Origin of the sequence: Martinezella hainanensis (assembly GCF_900094555.1) — a bacterium.
Classification (GTDB): Bacteria; Pseudomonadota; Alphaproteobacteria; order Rhizobiales; family Rhizobiaceae; genus Rhizobium; species Rhizobium hainanense.
Genome location: NZ_FMAC01000010.1, coordinates 175,165 through 190,199 on the forward strand (window position 1 = coordinate 175,165; position 15,035 = coordinate 190,199).

General features: G+C 57.3%; 12 protein-coding genes. 8 read left to right on the forward strand and 4 right to left on the reverse strand.

What is annotated here, in order from left to right; translation table 11 throughout:
• Positions 1-31: 31 nt before the first annotated feature.
• The 3 genes from tssC to tssA all read right to left on the reverse strand — a co-directional run bounded on the left by tssC (position 32) and on the right by tssA (position 3,286).
• Positions 32-1,510: a type VI secretion system contractile sheath large subunit gene (tssC, locus tag GA0061100_RS26860; RefSeq protein WP_075855888.1), complete on the reverse strand. Its 1,479-nt coding sequence runs from the start codon at positions 1,508-1,510 to the stop codon at positions 32-34.
• A 111-nt stretch (positions 1,511-1,621) separates the two neighbouring features.
• Complete coding sequence (gene tssB / locus GA0061100_RS26865; RefSeq protein ID WP_075855889.1) at positions 1,622-2,134, reverse strand: type VI secretion system contractile sheath small subunit; 513 nt, start codon at positions 2,132-2,134, stop codon at positions 1,622-1,624.
• Between the two features lie 105 nt (positions 2,135-2,239).
• Positions 2,240-3,286, reverse strand: a complete 1,047-nt coding sequence (gene tssA, locus GA0061100_RS26870) for a type VI secretion system protein TssA (protein WP_075855891.1) — start codon at positions 3,284-3,286, stop codon at positions 2,240-2,242.
• Positions 3,287-3,516: 230 nt separating this feature from the next.
• Between tssA and tssH the strand changes: the two genes are divergently transcribed.
• The 8 genes from tssH to GA0061100_RS26910 all read left to right on the forward strand — a co-directional run bounded on the left by tssH (position 3,517) and on the right by GA0061100_RS26910 (position 14,226).
• A complete protein-coding gene (gene tssH / locus GA0061100_RS26875) occupies positions 3,517-6,264 on the forward strand; it encodes a type VI secretion system ATPase TssH (protein ID WP_075855893.1) in 2,748 nt (915 codons plus the stop codon).
• Between the two features lie 65 nt (positions 6,265-6,329).
• Positions 6,330-6,806 (forward strand): Hcp family type VI secretion system effector, encoded by a 477-nt coding sequence (locus GA0061100_RS26880; RefSeq protein ID WP_069613675.1) that lies wholly within the window; start codon positions 6,330-6,332, stop codon positions 6,804-6,806.
• Positions 6,807-6,923: 117 nt separating this feature from the next.
• Positions 6,924-7,472, forward strand: a complete 549-nt coding sequence (locus GA0061100_RS26885) for a hypothetical protein (protein WP_075855895.1) — start codon at positions 6,924-6,926, stop codon at positions 7,470-7,472.
• Positions 7,473-7,478: 6 nt separating this feature from the next.
• Positions 7,479-9,743, forward strand: coding sequence for a type VI secretion system tip protein TssI/VgrG (gene tssI / locus GA0061100_RS26890; RefSeq protein ID WP_075855896.1), 2,265 nt, complete (start codon positions 7,479-7,481; stop codon positions 9,741-9,743).
• Between the two features lie 8 nt (positions 9,744-9,751).
• Positions 9,752-10,852: a DUF2169 family type VI secretion system accessory protein gene (locus tag GA0061100_RS26895; RefSeq protein ID WP_075855897.1), complete on the forward strand. Its 1,101-nt coding sequence runs from the start codon at positions 9,752-9,754 to the stop codon at positions 10,850-10,852.
• Positions 10,849-12,306, forward strand: coding sequence for a DUF4150 domain-containing protein (locus tag GA0061100_RS35020; RefSeq protein WP_075855899.1), 1,458 nt, complete (start codon positions 10,849-10,851; stop codon positions 12,304-12,306). Before GA0061100_RS26895 ends, GA0061100_RS35020 begins: the two co-directional genes overlap by 4 nt.
• Positions 12,285-13,379 (forward strand): hypothetical protein, encoded by a 1,095-nt coding sequence (locus GA0061100_RS26905; protein WP_143525542.1) that lies wholly within the window; start codon positions 12,285-12,287, stop codon positions 13,377-13,379. Before GA0061100_RS35020 ends, GA0061100_RS26905 begins: the two co-directional genes overlap by 22 nt.
• Before the next feature lie 91 nt (positions 13,380-13,470).
• A complete protein-coding gene (locus GA0061100_RS26910; RefSeq protein WP_075855902.1) occupies positions 13,471-14,226 on the forward strand; it encodes a GAD-like domain-containing protein in 756 nt (251 codons plus the stop codon).
• 123 nt (positions 14,227-14,349) lie between these two features.
• Here GA0061100_RS26910 and dhaL read toward each other — a convergent pair whose 3' ends face one another.
• Positions 14,350-14,994 (reverse strand): dihydroxyacetone kinase subunit DhaL, encoded by a 645-nt coding sequence (dhaL, locus tag GA0061100_RS26915; RefSeq protein ID WP_075855903.1) that lies wholly within the window; start codon positions 14,992-14,994, stop codon positions 14,350-14,352.
• Positions 14,995-15,035 lie beyond the last annotated feature (41 nt).

The window sequence follows — 15,035 nt, forward strand, 5'->3', positions numbered from 1 at the left end:
GCGCGGCGAGGAGATCGCCGCGCTACCTCTCCTAGTTCTTGCTCGGAATACGGGCGACCATGCGGAGCGACGTGGTCAGCTCTTCCATCTGCAGCCAGGGGCGCATCCAGGCGACGGCATTATAGGAGCCCGGCTTGCCCGGAACTTCCTGGACCGTGACCTTGGCGTCGCGCAACGGATATTTGGCGCGGGATTCCTCGCCGGCATCGTCATTGGCGTTGACGTAGTTGGCGATCCAGCGGTTGAGCCAGTTTTCGCAATCCTGCGCTTCCATGAAGGAGCCAATCTTGTCGCGGCCCATGACCTTCAGATAATGGGCAAAACGCGAGGTGGCCATCATGTAGGGCAGACGCGCGGAGACCGCAGCGTTGGCCGTTGCTTCGGGCTTGTCGTAAAGCTTCGGCTTATGCGTCGTCTGGGCGCCGAAGAACACGGCATAGTCGGTGTTCTTGTAGTGGCAGAGCGGCAGGAAGCCGAGTTTGCCCAGCTCGGCGTCGCGACGGTCGGTGATGCCGACTTCGGTCGGGCATTTGAGGTCGAGGTCGCCATCGTCGCTCGAGAAGATGTGCATCGGCAGGTTTTCGACCTTGCCACCGTTTTCCGCGCCGCGGATCGCCGTGCACCAGCCGCTCTGGGCAAAGGCGTCCGTTAGCCGCGTTCCCATCACATAGGATGCATTCATCCAGCAATAGGAGTTGTGCTCGAGCTCGCCGGTCTTCGAATGGTCGGTTTCGTCGAAAGCGAAGTCGTCGATCGGGTTGGTCTTCGGGCCATAGGGCATGCGTGCCAGTACCCGGGGAAGGGCGAGTGTCACGAAGCGCGAATCCTCGCTGTCGCGCAGGCTGCGCCATTTCGCATATTCGACCGTTTCGAAGATCTTTTCGAGGTCGCGCGGACGGGCAAGCTCGCGGTAATCGTCGAAGCCGAACATGCGCGGGCTGGCGGCCGAAATGAACGGCGCAAAGGCTGCGGCAGCAATCGACGAGATCGCCTGCAGCGTCTGAACGTCATCGAAGGAATTGTCGAATTCATAGTCGCCGATCAGGGCACCCATGGGCTCGCCGCCCGGCGTGCCGAACTCGTCTTCGTAGATCGACTTGAAGAGCCGCGATTGGTCGAATTCCACGGCCTTTGCGAGATCCTTGGAGACGTCGCGTTTGGAGGCATTCAGCACGCGGATTTTCAGATTGACGCTGGTCTCGCTGTTCTTGACGAGATATTGCAGGCCGCGCCAGCTGCCTTCCAGCTTGGCGAATTCAGGCGACTGCATGATCGCGGCGAGCTGACGTGAGATTTTCCGGTCAAGCTCGGCAATCGCCTTGTTGAGCGTGACGGTCAAATTGCGGTCATAAGTGACCGTGCCCTTGAGCGCCTGGTCGGTCAGCGTTCGGAGCAGATCCTGGGCACGATCGGGTTCGGTTTGCCGGGTTGCGGCCACGATCTGCGATAGCAGGTTTTCCTCAGGCGCAAACTCGGCCTCTTTGGTCTTCAGTTGGCTTTCAGCGCTCATTTTTCGATCCTTGCGGAAAATGCAGGCGATAGTGGTAAAGCTTGAAGCCGGCCGCTATCGATTGCTTGAAAGGGGATTGGGCGACCGGCTCGCGCTGATCGCCGACGACGATCAGCTTGCGGCGGGCTTTTCGGCCAATCCGAGCTCGGACATCAGCTTCGACAAATCGGCCTTGTTCTGCAGAACGTCTTCGAGCAGTCGCTCCAGCTCTTCCGAGCGGTCCGCCTTGCTCATAAGGTCGCGAAGCTGGTTGCGCGCATCAAGCAACGCCTTGAGCGCCGGGACCTGGCTGACGACGGAGCCTGGCTCGAAATCCTGCATGCTCTCGAATTTCAGCGAGACGGGAAGCTGCGAGCCGTCGCCCTCGAGCGTGTTTTCGACCGAGATGTTCAGGCCCGGCGTCATGCGGCGCATCACGTCGTCGAAGTTGTCACGATCGATCTGAACGAACTTGCGTTCGCCGAACGGTTTCAGCGGTTGCGTCGGATTGCCCGAGAAATCGCCGAGGACGCCGACGACGAAAGGCAATTCCTTGACGACCATGGCGCCTTCGGTTTCCACTTCATACTTGATGTGGACCCTGGGCTTGCGCACTCGCTCCAGCTTTTCGTGAACACTCGCCATAAAACTTCTCCTTCAATGCCAGCGGCAAATTCGCTCTTCACATGTGGCGCAACTCAACTTTGGAAAGGGCTGGTTGCAAAAAGTTCGGAAGATCGGTTGTAATTGTCACCCGTTCTTGTTCGATTTCAGCTGAATGCCCGCTGCCGTCAGCACGGCATTGCGGGCCTGCTGTTCCGGCAGCAATTCGGCTAGTAGTTCCGAAAAATCCATGCGGCCGCGCCTCACCATCGTCTCGATCGACATCGAGATCGGGGAATGCGGCTCGGTACGACGGAAGTAGCGCGAGACGGCGAGCAACAGCTCGAAGGCTTCCTCGCGCGAACCGATCTGTTCAGCGTTCAATGGGCGCGGGCGCCCTTGTATCTGTTCGCCGGTGCCTTCCTGCTGCTGCGGTTCCGCTACAGCTTCGACGGCCTGTGATTCGATGCCGGCAAGCGCGCGTAGCGCCAAAGCGGCCTCCTGCAGCACGTTGTGCGTATTGGAGCTCGGCGGCGCCATCTGCCCGCAGCGCTCGTTCAGAATGGAAACGAGGCGGTCGAAAGCGGCAAGGCAGCCATTGACCATTTCGAGATGCGAGCTCATTGCAGCCGTACCGGCTTCAAGGGTCGCCTGGCTAAGCTGGTCACGCCGTTTCACTTCATTGGGACGCTGCGACAGCTGAAAGTCCCAGAGGGAAAACTGACCGAATTTCGCGCCCGGAATGAGCGGCGACAGCCTGATCGCCTGAATGATGGTTCCTTCGCCGCCGATGCCATTGAGACCCGAAAGCGGAGCAAGGCGCTCTTCGATATCGTCAGCGCCGACAGAATGAAATTTCTCCCAATGCTTGTCTAAAAGCGACGCGATTGCCTGGTAGACATCCCTCAAACCCTCGAAACCGCGTAGACGTAATTCCGCCTCTGCCAGCCATGCTAATACTTCGAGGTCCTTACTTTTTGAAGAAATAATCTGCAATCCGAGATTGCTAACATCTGTCCAAAGAGGGGAAAGGCTAATATTTTCGCCTGTTGATATACCTCGTTCTGCAGCGCGAGCCTGATTTCTTGCGTCCTTTATTCTATAGTATATTTCACGCATAGAAGTATTATTGCGAAGATTTTCTCCGCATGGCGCGTTTTCTTCAAATGGATTTTCTATGTCGCGGACGTTCAGCAGGGAATTAACTCCATATCATGAACTACATCATTAGAGGGCGTGATAGTTAGGTCGATATATTCCTTTGTCAACCATGTCTATTCTGCAACAGATTTGTGACGATTCCATTTTTTGACCGCATGAAAAATTTTTTGTAGTCCATCTGGACGCATAGGAATAACCGCCCTAGTTGTTGCCGCGATTTGTAAGGTGTAGTTGAAATGAAACTACAGGGAGGAAACTTCTAGGTGTCGAACATCGATCTCAATCGTCTGATCAGAACGCTTGAGCCCGCATTGCGCGTCGGTCTCGAGGCTGCGGCATCGCTCGCAGCGCGTGATCGCCATGCAAATGTCGATGTCGCGCATTGGATACTATCATTGCTGGATGTATCTGAAGTTTGCTCTTTGTTTGAAGAACTTAGCGTTTCTTCCGCAACGCTGCGCACCGAGCTTGATAGCGCCATCGCCGACTTGCCGAGAGGCGATGGTGCCACACTGGTACTCTCTCAAAATTTGCTCGCTCTGATGCGCGAGGCGTGGCTTGTCGCGTCGCTTCAATGTGGGCGGGACAGCATCACGCTCGCCGATCTTCTGACCGCGCTGACCGATGATCAGTCGCTGAGAATCATGGCGCGGGGCATGGCGCCATCGCTGCGTAGCCTTGATCGCACCGTGCTTGAAAAAAAGTTGAACGCGGTTTCCACTCCCGACGGTGCGTTCTCGCCATTACAGAATTCCGAAACTGTTGCCGCTGCCGGCGAAAACGAGTTTTTGCGCCTGTACACGCGCGATATGACGGCGGATGCAAGACTTGGCCGTGTTGATCCGGTCATCGGCCGCGATCGCGAACTGCGCCAGGTCATCGATATCCTGATGCGCCGCCGTCAGAACAATCCGATGCTGGTAGGCGAGGCAGGTGTTGGCAAGACAGCCGTTGCCGAGGCACTGGCCCTGGAGATTGCCGCCGGCAATGTGCCGGATATGTTGAAGCCGGTACGGATTCTTCTTCTCGATCTCAGCTTGTTGCAGGCTGGCGCCGGCGTGAAAGGCGAGTTCGAACGCCGCTTGCATGGCGTTGTCGCGGCCGTACGTGCTTCGGTGGAGCCGATCATCCTGTTCATTGACGAGGCACATGGCCTGATCGGTGCTGGCGGACAGGCCGGGCAGGGCGATGCCGCCAACATTCTGAAGCCGGCGCTGGCGCGCGGCGAGCTCAGGACGATCGCAGCGACGACTTGGAGCGAATACAAGCGCTACATCGAGAAGGATGCGGCGCTGACCCGACGATTCCAGGTCGTTCAGGTGCTTGAGCCCGACGAAGAAACGGCAATCCGCATGTTGCGTGGTGTGGTCGGCAGCTTCAAGGCCCATCACAAGGTGCGCATTCGGGACGAGGCGCTGGCCGCTGCCGTTCGCCTTTCGGCACGCTATATTCCGGCGCGGCAATTGCCCGATAAGGCGATCAGCCTCATCGATACCGCTGCAGCCGCTGTCTCTCTGGCACACCAGACCGTTCCTGAAGCGCTGAAGGGATTGCGCAATGAGCTGGAAATGCTGGAGGTTGAAGCCGCCGCACTTTCCGCCGAGCCGCCGACATCGGATATTATCGCCCGTCTTGCCATCATCGAGAGCGAGAAGCGCGAAGTAGTAAGCGAGATCGAGCGTTTGCAGGCCAAACTCGATGCCGAAATCAGGCTGTCGGGCGAGGCAGATCGTATCGAAGCCGCGCTCGCTGATCCCAATGCTCAGCAGGTCGAAGATGGCGTTCGCTCGCGTGGTGACAATGTCGCTCTCTTTCCGCCGAACGGTTCATCCGTTGACGTCGCTCGTGCGGCCCTCGTGCAGGCCGAGCGTAGCCTCGCCGACGTTGCAGGCGAGACGCCGTTGGTTCCTCGCGTAGTCGACAAGGAAGTGATCGCCGGGATCGTCGCTCGCTGGACCGGTATTCCCGTCGGCAAGCTGCTGTCGGACCAGGTCGAGACCGTCAAGACGCTGGATGCAAGGCTGAAGGAGCGCGTGCTCGGACAGGATAACGCAATTGCACGGATCTCGGCTGCGATGCGCTCCGCACGCGCCGGCCTTTCCGATCCACGCCGCCCGCCTGCCGTCTTCCTGCTCGTCGGCATGTCGGGGACGGGCAAGACCGAGACGGCGCTTTCGCTGGCCGATCTTCTTTATGGCGGCAGCCAGTATCTGACGACCATCAACATGTCCGAGTTCAAGGAGGAGCATAAGGTTTCGCTGCTGCTTGGATCGCCGCCCGGCTATGTCGGCTATGGCGAGGGTGGCGTGTTGACCGAGGCCGTGCGCCGTCGGCCCTATGGCGTGCTGCTGCTCGATGAGATCGACAAGGCGCATCCGGGCGTCCAGGAAGTGTTCTACCAGGTCTTCGACAAGGGAACGCTGCGCGACGGTGAAGGCCGCGACATCGATTTCAGGAACACCACCATCGTGATGACCGCCAACACCGGCTCGGAACTGCTGGCAGCCTTGGCGGGCGATCCGGAAACCATGCCCGAGGGCGAGGCGCTGGAAGCGCTGCTGCTTCCGGAATTGCAGAAGCACTTCAAGCCGGCCTTTGTCGGTCGCACGACCGTTCTGCCCTTCATGCCGTTGAATGGCGAGACGCTGAGCGGGATCGTCGACATCCAGATCGGCCGCATCCGTGATCGCGTCGCCGCCTCGTACGGCACAAGCATTTCGCTTAGCCCCGAAGCCCGCGAGGCGCTAGTCGGCCGCGCCAAGGCAAGCGAAATGGGCGCGCGCGCCATCGAAACCATGATCGGGCGCGATCTTTTGCCAGAGCTTTCGACCTTTTTCCTCGATGCGGTTGCGACGGGGCATAGGGTTGGCGGTATCACCATCAGCTTTCACGATCACCGTTTTCTCATCGAGGAGAATGCGGTGGTCGACCATGAATTCGCTGGCCCCAAGGAAGGCGGCACGGCGAATAAGGCAGCCCCGGACGAACACAGCGCCCGGATGCGGCATTAGACGGAAGGGTAACCCCGCCCTGCAGCGACAGGGCGAATTCAAATCTCAACAGGAGAGTTCAGAGCATGCCGATTTATCTGCAGATCGACGGAATTCAGGGCGATGCAACCCACGAGCAGCACAAGAAGTGGATGGACATCGAAGTCATCCACTGGAATGTTTCGCGTAACATGAAGACGTCAGCCGGTTCGGCTGCGAACCGCGAAGCTTCCGAGCCGACCGTTTCGGAAGTAATCCTGACCAAGGTCAGTGACTCCTCGTCGACGAAGCTGTTCCAGGAGGCATGCTCGGGCCGCACCGGCAAGCAAGCCGTGATCCATCTGGTAACGACCGGCAACCCGGGCGATACCTACATCGAGTACACGCTCACCAACACGCTGATCGCCAGCTACTCGGTCGATTCCAACGGCGACCGCCCGGTCGAAACGATCAAGCTCAACTTCACCAAGATGGAAGTGAAGTACACGCCTTACGACGACTCGCAGACGCCGCAGTCGCCGATGATCGCGTCTTACGACCTGGCAACGACCAAGGCTGCCTAACATTAGCATCGCTTTCCGGCGCGTTGGTATCAGCGCGCCGGAATCGTGTCCGGTACCAAATCGCCGCGATGGCTGCGATTGTCATGTTCCGGCAAACACCCCTCAGTGGAGGTCGCCATGGTAGATTTTTCCGTTTCGTCGCCGGCGCTGCAGATGGAGCCGGTGAAGCAGACTGATCTTCCGCCCGTCCGGCGTGCTGGCCGTGGCCCATCTTACGACTATTTTTCCTACCAGAGCGGACCGCGTGAATTTGCGGCACGCGGTCAAGCCATGGGCGCCGCGGCATCGCTTTTCCGGATGTTCTCCGAAAAAGCCAACGAGATGTCGCTGACGCATTGGCTCCAGAGATGGCTGCGCAACAATGAAGCGCACATCATTCGCGAAATGGACATCAACCATCATTCGGTGTTCGTTGCGCAATTCAATTATTCCGTCAGCGACGGCGAAACACGGGTGTTGATGGCGCGCGGCGCCTATTTGCTTGGCACGGTGCCGAACCGCACCGATATCGGCAAGATCCTGACCCCGCAGGTACTTTACGGCCCAGGCATGCACGAGACGCTGCCGAACGGAACCCTGTTCCAGATGGTCTATCTCGTCGGCGGCCGCAAGCAACAGATTGGCAGCGCCGGCAATATAGGCTCGGCAAGCTCACTGGTAGGATAAGCGCAGATGAACGATCAGCCCTCGGCCAATGATTTCATCCAGGCGACCCGAAATCTTCGGGTCTCATCGCCGCTCGGTACGGACCAGCTCCTGCCAGAACGAGTGATGATAACGGAAGGTGTATCGTCGCTCTTCGACATCAGGCTCTCGGTTCGCGCCAAGCGCGAGGTCATTCAGCCGGAGGAGCTGATCGGTCGTCTGATCGACATCTCACTGGAGGTTCAACAGGCCGAAGATGGGGGCGATGGTGTCCGCCGTCCCTTCAACGGTCTCGTGACGGCACTTCAGGAGGGGCCGCCGATCACGCGTGGCCTGCGCTCCTATTCGATGGTGCTGAAGCCGCAGATGTGGCTTCTGTCCCAGCGTTCCGACTGCCGCATATGGATGGACAAGACCAGCATCGATATCGTCGAGACGCTCTTTTCCGAACACGGGATTCCTGCTCCGGATGTTTCCGCCGTCGTCACACCGCCTCCGCCGCAGCATTACTCCGTGCAATGGAACGAAACGGATCTGGATTATCTGACCCGTCGCTTCGAGGAAGACGGTCTTTTCTACTGGTTTTCGCATGAGGAAGGCAGCCATCGGCTGCATGTTGCCGATGGCGCCAATTCCTGGGCGGGGCCTTCTCCCTCCGCGCAGGGCGAGGGCCGTGTACGCCTTGCCCAAGGCTCGACGGATCGCAACCACATCAACGATTGGATGAAGCATTACGCTTACGTTCCCGGGCAACGCGCCGGCGCCGATTGGAATTTCGAGACGCCGCAGATGGTGCCAAGCACCACGACACCGTCACTGGTGCAGATGCCGGGCGCGATGAAGAGCGAGCTTTACGAATATCCGGCCCGCATTTCATCCGTCGCTGAGGCCGAGCGGGCGCAGAAGCTGCGTATGCAGGCGAGCGAGGCTGACCATAATAGGGTCGTGGGGCGATCATCGTCGCGCGTGCTGGAAGCCGGCCGGCGGTTTACGCCCTATGAAGTGGCACATCCCGAGCATGTCTATGAAGAGCATGTCATCGTTCGGGCCACACATTTTGCGGTCGATCCCTCCTATGAAACCAACATGGATCAGCCGGAATATAGCAACGAATTCGAAGCCGTGCCGTCGCGCGTCGCAATGACGCCGCATCGCAAGACCGAGCGGCCACGCATTCGCGGCACGCAGGTCGCGATCGTCGCCGGCCCTTCCGGAGAGGAAATCCATCCCGATCAGTATGGCCGCATCAAGCTCTGGTATCCCTGGGACCGCCGCGCCAAGAAGGACGGATCGGACACCTGCTGGGTACGCGTCGCCCAGAACTGGGCCGGCGGCACATGGGGCGGTCAGGTCATCCCGCGTATCGGCATGGAAGTCATGGTCGCCTTCATCGACGGCGATCCGGACCGGCCGTTGGTGACCGGCGTGGTGCCGAACCCGAGCAATGGCGTGCCCTACGATCTGCCTGGGAATAAGACCCGCATGGTCATGCGCTCCAATACCCATAAGGGTACCGGCTTCAACGAGATGACCTTCGAGGACGATGCCGGCCGAGAAAACATGTTCTTCCACGCCCAGAAGGACCAGACGACGCGCGTGCGAAACGACCGCACCAAACGCATCGACCGCCACGAAGTCGCTTCCATCGGCGGCAATCGCGCCGTCGAGGTGAGCGGCAACCAGAAGCACGAGATTGGCGGATCGGTGAATACGGTAGTTGGCGGTACGGGGCCGATGGCCATGGCGCTGATGGGGGCGGTGCAGGGATTGTCCGGTCATACAGCGGGATTGCTGGCACAGGCAGGCCAGATTGCCGGTGGCGGCGGCGCAGGTCTCACCGCCTTCGCGGGGACAGTTGCTTCCTCGGCACTGGGTTTCTTGGGGGCTGGTGGTCTTGGCAGCCGGGAAGGCGTTGTTTCAGGGCCTAATCCAAGGGCGGATGCCGGCACGGATCTTGCCGGATCAGGCACGGGAGTGGGGGATGCCGCAGGCGGTTTATTTCCGCTTCCGGGCATCATGAATACCGTCGTCGGTGCCTTCAAATCTGACACGATCGGCATCGCACGAGCCGAGCAGATCGGCATGAGCAAGGTCACGAATGTCGGCCAGACCTCATTGGAGAGCGTCGGAAAATTCAAGAAAATCGCAGTTGGTGAGGAGTTCGTTATCGAATGCGGCGACTCCAAGTTCATCATGAAATCCAATGGTGAGGTCATAATCCTTGGAAAAACATTCAATTTCGTGGCCACCGGTCATTTTCAAATGCGCGGCAAGCCGATTGATTTGAACTGAGGCGCTCCATGGAATTGATTAATCGGCTGCCTTTTCCGGCGATGGCATTCCGTCAATTCGACAAGGACGGGAAGCTCGATTGTGTTGTGGCTGTTCGTGGCACGTTCCGTCATAATCAGGGCCAGCCGCTGGAAATCATGCGGGAGCAGGAAGAGTTCCAGTGGGAGGATGCCTATGATGGCGATCCCCACAAGGGCATCATGCTGCGGCAAACCGATTTGACCCCGGAAAAGCCAGGCACGGATATCACTTTCCTTGGCAATGCCCATGCACCCGGAAGTCAGCCTTCGACGAATTGGATGGTTTCACTCCGTGTCGGCCATCTCGAAAAGAAGCTGCGCGTCTATGGCGAACGCTTCTGGAAGCCGGTTGTTCGCGATGCTTGGGCTGGATTCTCCGCGAAAGAACCGAAGCGGGTGCTTAAGGATTGGAGACTTTCCGAGACGGCGCCCGTGAGCGTTTTGCCGATGACATGGTCGAACGCCTATGGCGGCGAGGTGCCGGGCACAGGTGATCCGGACGCCGATATTCCCGCCGATGTCGAAGTATATAATCCCTTAGGCTGCGGCATCGTCAATCTTGATATGGAGCCGGGCTCCGCTCCTGTGCGAGCGCCGCAGATCACGATCGATAACGACGAGCAACTGGATTGGCGTACCGCCGCTCAGCCGGAAGGGTTCGGCCCGGTATCCCCCTGGTGGCGTTTTCGCCAGAAACATTCCGGAACTTATGACGCGCATTGGCTAAACGAGCGTCATCCATTGCTGCCAGCTGACTTCGATCCTCGTTTCTGGCAATGCGCCCATCCCGACCTGATCGCGACCCCGCATTTTCGGGGAGATGAGAGCTACCACCTCGAGAATCTCCACGCCAATTTGCCTCAAGCGTTTGGCCAATTGCCGGGCTTAACCTTCGGCGTTCATTGCATGCGCGAGGATACGAGCGATTGGCATGTCCTGAAGCTTGATGGCGTTCATTTCGATTGGCGCAGAGACGATCGGGTGTTGTTGACCTGGAGGGTGCGGTTTCCTCTGCCAGACGCGGCCGATGCGAGGCTTACGCTGACGAGAGTAAAACTGACTGTCGAGAACCTGGAAACGGCGACATGAGTGTAGCTGATGATAATCATACAGGCGAGCCCGGCTATCCGACGCCATGGACTACAAACCGTCCACTTGAAGGTCTTCGAGATGTCGATGACGCACGCATCGTGTCACTTTCTCCGGATGTTTGTCTGACACCGGTCGGTTCATCCATCGTTCCTATTCCGTATCCCGTTGTTGATTATTGCGGGCATGATCGTAACTACACCTCTTCCGTCCGATTTACTGGCTACAGAGCCATGGTAATGCGGTCTTGCACGATACACGTGCACGGTGATGCACCTGGAACAAAGAAAGGGGTGAAATCGGGAACCGTCGAAAGCATCTGTGAACCTATTGGGCATGCCTCACAAGTTAAGGCGGAAGGGTCCCATGTTATCAGGCATCTTGATCGCTTCTGGATGAATAATAAAAATACCCAGGGCGAAGCAATCTTCGTAAAAAATACCAAAACTTTTGATCCGCCTAAGGATGATGACCCAATACGCGGTTCGCTGCGGGCTACCACCACTACAGCAAGCCGTTCTGGGCAAAATGCCGCTCCTCCTGGTGCAGTTCTCGGTTTCGTCGCGCCTGCAGGTGGCGCCGCCTTGCTGGGAGAAGGTGCCGCAGTCGGAACAGCCGCTACTGGGGGCGCGGCGACAACTGCAGCTGGCGGAACTGCTGCGACGGCAACAGGCGTGGGCCTTGGAACTGTATTGCTTGGCATTGGCATCTTTGCAGCGGGCATGCTGATCCCCACCAATAAAAGGAATTTTTCGGATTTTCCTCCGCAAGACGACTACGAAGCCAAGCGCCTTCGAGAAGCGTTACAGCGAATAGACGGCCTGCCGTTTTGGGATAGCGGTGGCGCCATAGTAGAAGAAACGAAAGCCGAGCTTCGTAAGCGTAGGCAGACGCTGGCTACCCTTCAGCCAGTTCCCCTAGCCGACACTGTGCGAGTTAAAGAACGCGACGAATATCGAAAAAAATGCCAAGTAGACCGTTACGGCAAGATGAGGGATATCTGCGGACAATATGGCATGCAAGCACACCATATCGTGCCGGATTGGACGTTACGCTACGGTGCACGAAGCGACGGAGATAAGCGCATTCCAAATATGCCAAGTTTGAATGATGGCATGGCAATTTGCGTAATTGGCAATGCAGCAATGCAGGACACTGAGCATCACGAGGCGCATTTGGGGGATAGCAGCATCGAAAGCCTGGGGAAAGGTTCGTCCCCTCCTGGAACCGCAAAGTTGTCTGATGTTGTGACAATCTCGACCATGGCAATGATTGGTGCGAGACCAGATTGCGCGCAAGAGATAGCCGAAAAGGTTGGTGAGCAATTTGGACCGAAAAATGATAACCAGCTACTTCGCGCTGTTAAGGATATTGGAAAAAATCCGTTGGAGCCTGAAACGATAGGAGCTCTTAAGAGTGGTGCGACATACCCATGGAAGAAGGGCGGACAGTGAAAATGATAAGCTTATCACGTGCTGGAGTTGCATCTGAAGACGTATTATGTGTCGTTGCTGTGTTGGATAGCGCAGAGATTTACCAGCCTGACGCGCGTGCTTATCAGTATCGCCATCGAGCCGATTTTGGCGAGTATTGGTACTACGAAAATTTCCCGCTTAGTGTTCAGGATATCGTCTATTTTGATGATCACAATTCATCTCAGTCTTATTTTGTCCTATTATCAGCGGAAGGCGACGTTTATCATTTCGCATCGCCTGATAGATTCCAGGAGCGGATTGTCGGTGCAGGCACAACGGCGGACGATTCCAAATTCTACGGCAAGATGTTGAAAATCTCCCAGATTGGCGAGCGGCTTTACGCTTGCGGCGCCGGCGGGCAGGTTTACGTGCGTCACGGCCGCGATGACTGGCGAATGCTATCTGACGCGGTGCTGAATGATCCTGAAGCAAAGAAGCGGTTGTTGGAGAGTGGCCCTAGTTTGGGGCAGCCCGGCTGGAAAGAATGGATAATCCAGAAAGCTCTCAATCCAGGTACGCGAGAGGTAGTCTTCTACGATATCAAGGGGCTTTCAGAAGATGCCATCTATGTGTGTGGAACCGAGCGAACAAAGCCTGTCCTTTGCTTCTGGGACGGCAGTGAGCTGCATGAAATCAATATACCGCTGGCTGAAGCTGCGCTGACCGGCATTTATATTGAAAACGCCGAAAGTGTCTGGGTCTGCGGTCGTGAGGGTGTTATTTTGCATGGCAGCCGCAATCGCGGCTTCGCTCCAGTAAACGCCGACACGCGATTGAATCTGTTTCATTCTATCACGCCCTATCGCGGCAAGCTCGTCTTGCCAGCGAGCGTCAGGCCGGGCGGCCTTTACGAGCTTGATCCAAGCAGTGGCGAATTTCACAGATTCCAGCCGCCCCTGCCGCGCCTTATGAGTCGCGACGATCCTGAATCCATTGATGATGGGCCGTTCTTTGCGCAATCTGTCGGAGATGTTTTATGGGTGGTGGCTTCAAAGGACATTTTTCGATTTGACGGTCAGGCGTGGGAGCGGATCAAGCATCCGGACATTTAGTTATTGCTTCGATAAGTCTGGAAGTCACAAGGACGAGAACTCGTTAACCAACACCAAATAGACATTGGCGAGAGCGATTTAGCGGGGTCATATGTCAGCCGACGAATTTCTTGCAGCGCGAGGTAAGCCACGAGAGACAATGCAGGTTTCGGAGGCGGAAGCTGCGAAAGCCCATGGTAGAGTTCCTGCAGATTTGATAGCCTTTTGGGTGGAACACGGTGTGGGATATTACTCAGATCGTAACTACCATCTGTGCATGCCGTTCATCTTCGATGACTATCTCTCAGACATATTGGACAATGCGCCAAACCTGCGAAGCGAGGATTTTGCTGCCATTGGATATTCAAGCTTGGGAGCAATCGATCTGTGGCATAGGAAGGGACGTCATTTTACCCTTTCATTGGATGTTACTCTTCTGATGGATTTGACAAGCCGCAGGGAAACCGATCCTCCACCGCATGATTTGCACGAGCTATACAGTCTTGCAGGAATTGAGATGCCAGAGAATGCGGTAGAACTATTCCTGGTAGTGCGAAAGGCACCGGAGGATATATGGAATATTCTGATGAGCGCAACTTCGTCCGACACCTACAAATTTATTGAGGACGAAAATGGGCGTCAGCTCTTGCCGCAACTGCGCAAGATTCATGGTTCCTTGTCGGAAACGGAAATTTATCTTCGCGAGCATCCCGAGCTTGCCAATCTGGCCACCTCGTACCGGCGAGTGAATTTGGCCGAGCCGCTTGGCCGGCGTCCGAGCTCGGTGCATTATTCTTTTGCTGTCGAGATTGATGGACGCCAGGATATCGTCGACGAGGTCATTCCAGTTGTCGCGCCGAGCCAATAGGCGCGGATGTAGACGCCGGATGTGACGAAGTGGCGTTTTCTATGAATATCCGGCCGGCATTTCCTTAACAAAGGAAGCCTGCGTGCCAGGCTCAATTTAAGAGTTATGCTTAATCACCCCCACTCACCTCTCCACAAACGTATCCTGCATTGCCCGCAGAATAATCACCGCCGATGCCGCTCCCGGGTCGATATGCCCAAGCGACCTTTCCCCCAGCCGCGCCGCGCGGCCGCGGGCGGCGACCATGGAGCTTGTGGAATTCGCTCCGGCTTCGGCGGCGTCGACGATGGAATTCCACATGGCGATAACATCGCGTGAGCGTGCCTGTGCCTCGATGGCGGCTTCGGCGGCGGGGATCCAGGCGTCGAGCATGGTCTTGTCGCCGCGCTGGCCCTTGCCGCGTTGCTGGATGCCGGCGCGCATCTCATCGATGATCATGGCCTGGCAGGCTGGGGAAAGGGATTCATCCGTCTTCAATGCTTGCGAGGCGCGGCGGAAGGCTGTGGCATAGAGCGGGCCGGTCGATGCGCCGACGGCATCCAGAAAAGCGGAGGCTGCGACGGAAAAGATCTCTGAGGGTAGTGTCTGCGCAAGATCGAGTTTTGCCAATTCGGCATTCACCGCCATGAAGCCGAGGGACATGGTGATGCCGTGATCGGCGTCGCCGATTGCGCCATCCAGCTCGGAGAGCCGGTCCTTTTCGGCGTTGATCGCGATCGATATGCGCTGAAACATCGTGCCCAGGCATCGCGCCGCTTTTTCCGACATCGTCTTCCTCCCGGTCCCGGCCATTTCTATTGTTGCCGGGC

Excerpts from the sequence above, each read along its gene's own strand:
- GA0061100_RS35020 (WP_075855899.1), top strand. The coding sequence starts at position 10,849 with ATGAGTGTAGCTGATGATAATCATACAGGCGAGCCCGGCTATCCGACG.
- tssC (WP_075855888.1), bottom strand. The coding sequence starts at position 1,510 with ATGAGCGCTGAAAGCCAACTGAAGACCAAAGAGGCCGAGTTTGCGCCT.
- GA0061100_RS26885 (WP_075855895.1), top strand. The coding sequence starts at position 6,924 with ATGGTAGATTTTTCCGTTTCGTCGCCGGCGCTGCAGATGGAGCCGGTG.
- GA0061100_RS26895 (WP_075855897.1), top strand. The coding sequence starts at position 9,752 with ATGGAATTGATTAATCGGCTGCCTTTTCCGGCGATGGCATTCCGTCAA.
- tssI (WP_075855896.1), top strand. The coding sequence starts at position 7,479 with ATGAACGATCAGCCCTCGGCCAATGATTTCATCCAGGCGACCCGAAAT.
- GA0061100_RS26910 (WP_075855902.1), top strand. The coding sequence starts at position 13,471 with ATGTCAGCCGACGAATTTCTTGCAGCGCGAGGTAAGCCACGAGAGACA.
- GA0061100_RS26880 (WP_069613675.1), top strand. The coding sequence starts at position 6,330 with ATGCCGATTTATCTGCAGATCGACGGAATTCAGGGCGATGCAACCCAC.
- dhaL (WP_075855903.1), bottom strand. The coding sequence starts at position 14,994 with ATGTCGGAAAAAGCGGCGCGATGCCTGGGCACGATGTTTCAGCGCATA.
- tssB (WP_075855889.1), bottom strand. The coding sequence starts at position 2,134 with ATGGCGAGTGTTCACGAAAAGCTGGAGCGAGTGCGCAAGCCCAGGGTC.
- GA0061100_RS26905 (WP_143525542.1), top strand. The coding sequence starts at position 12,285 with ATGGAAGAAGGGCGGACAGTGAAAATGATAAGCTTATCACGTGCTGGA.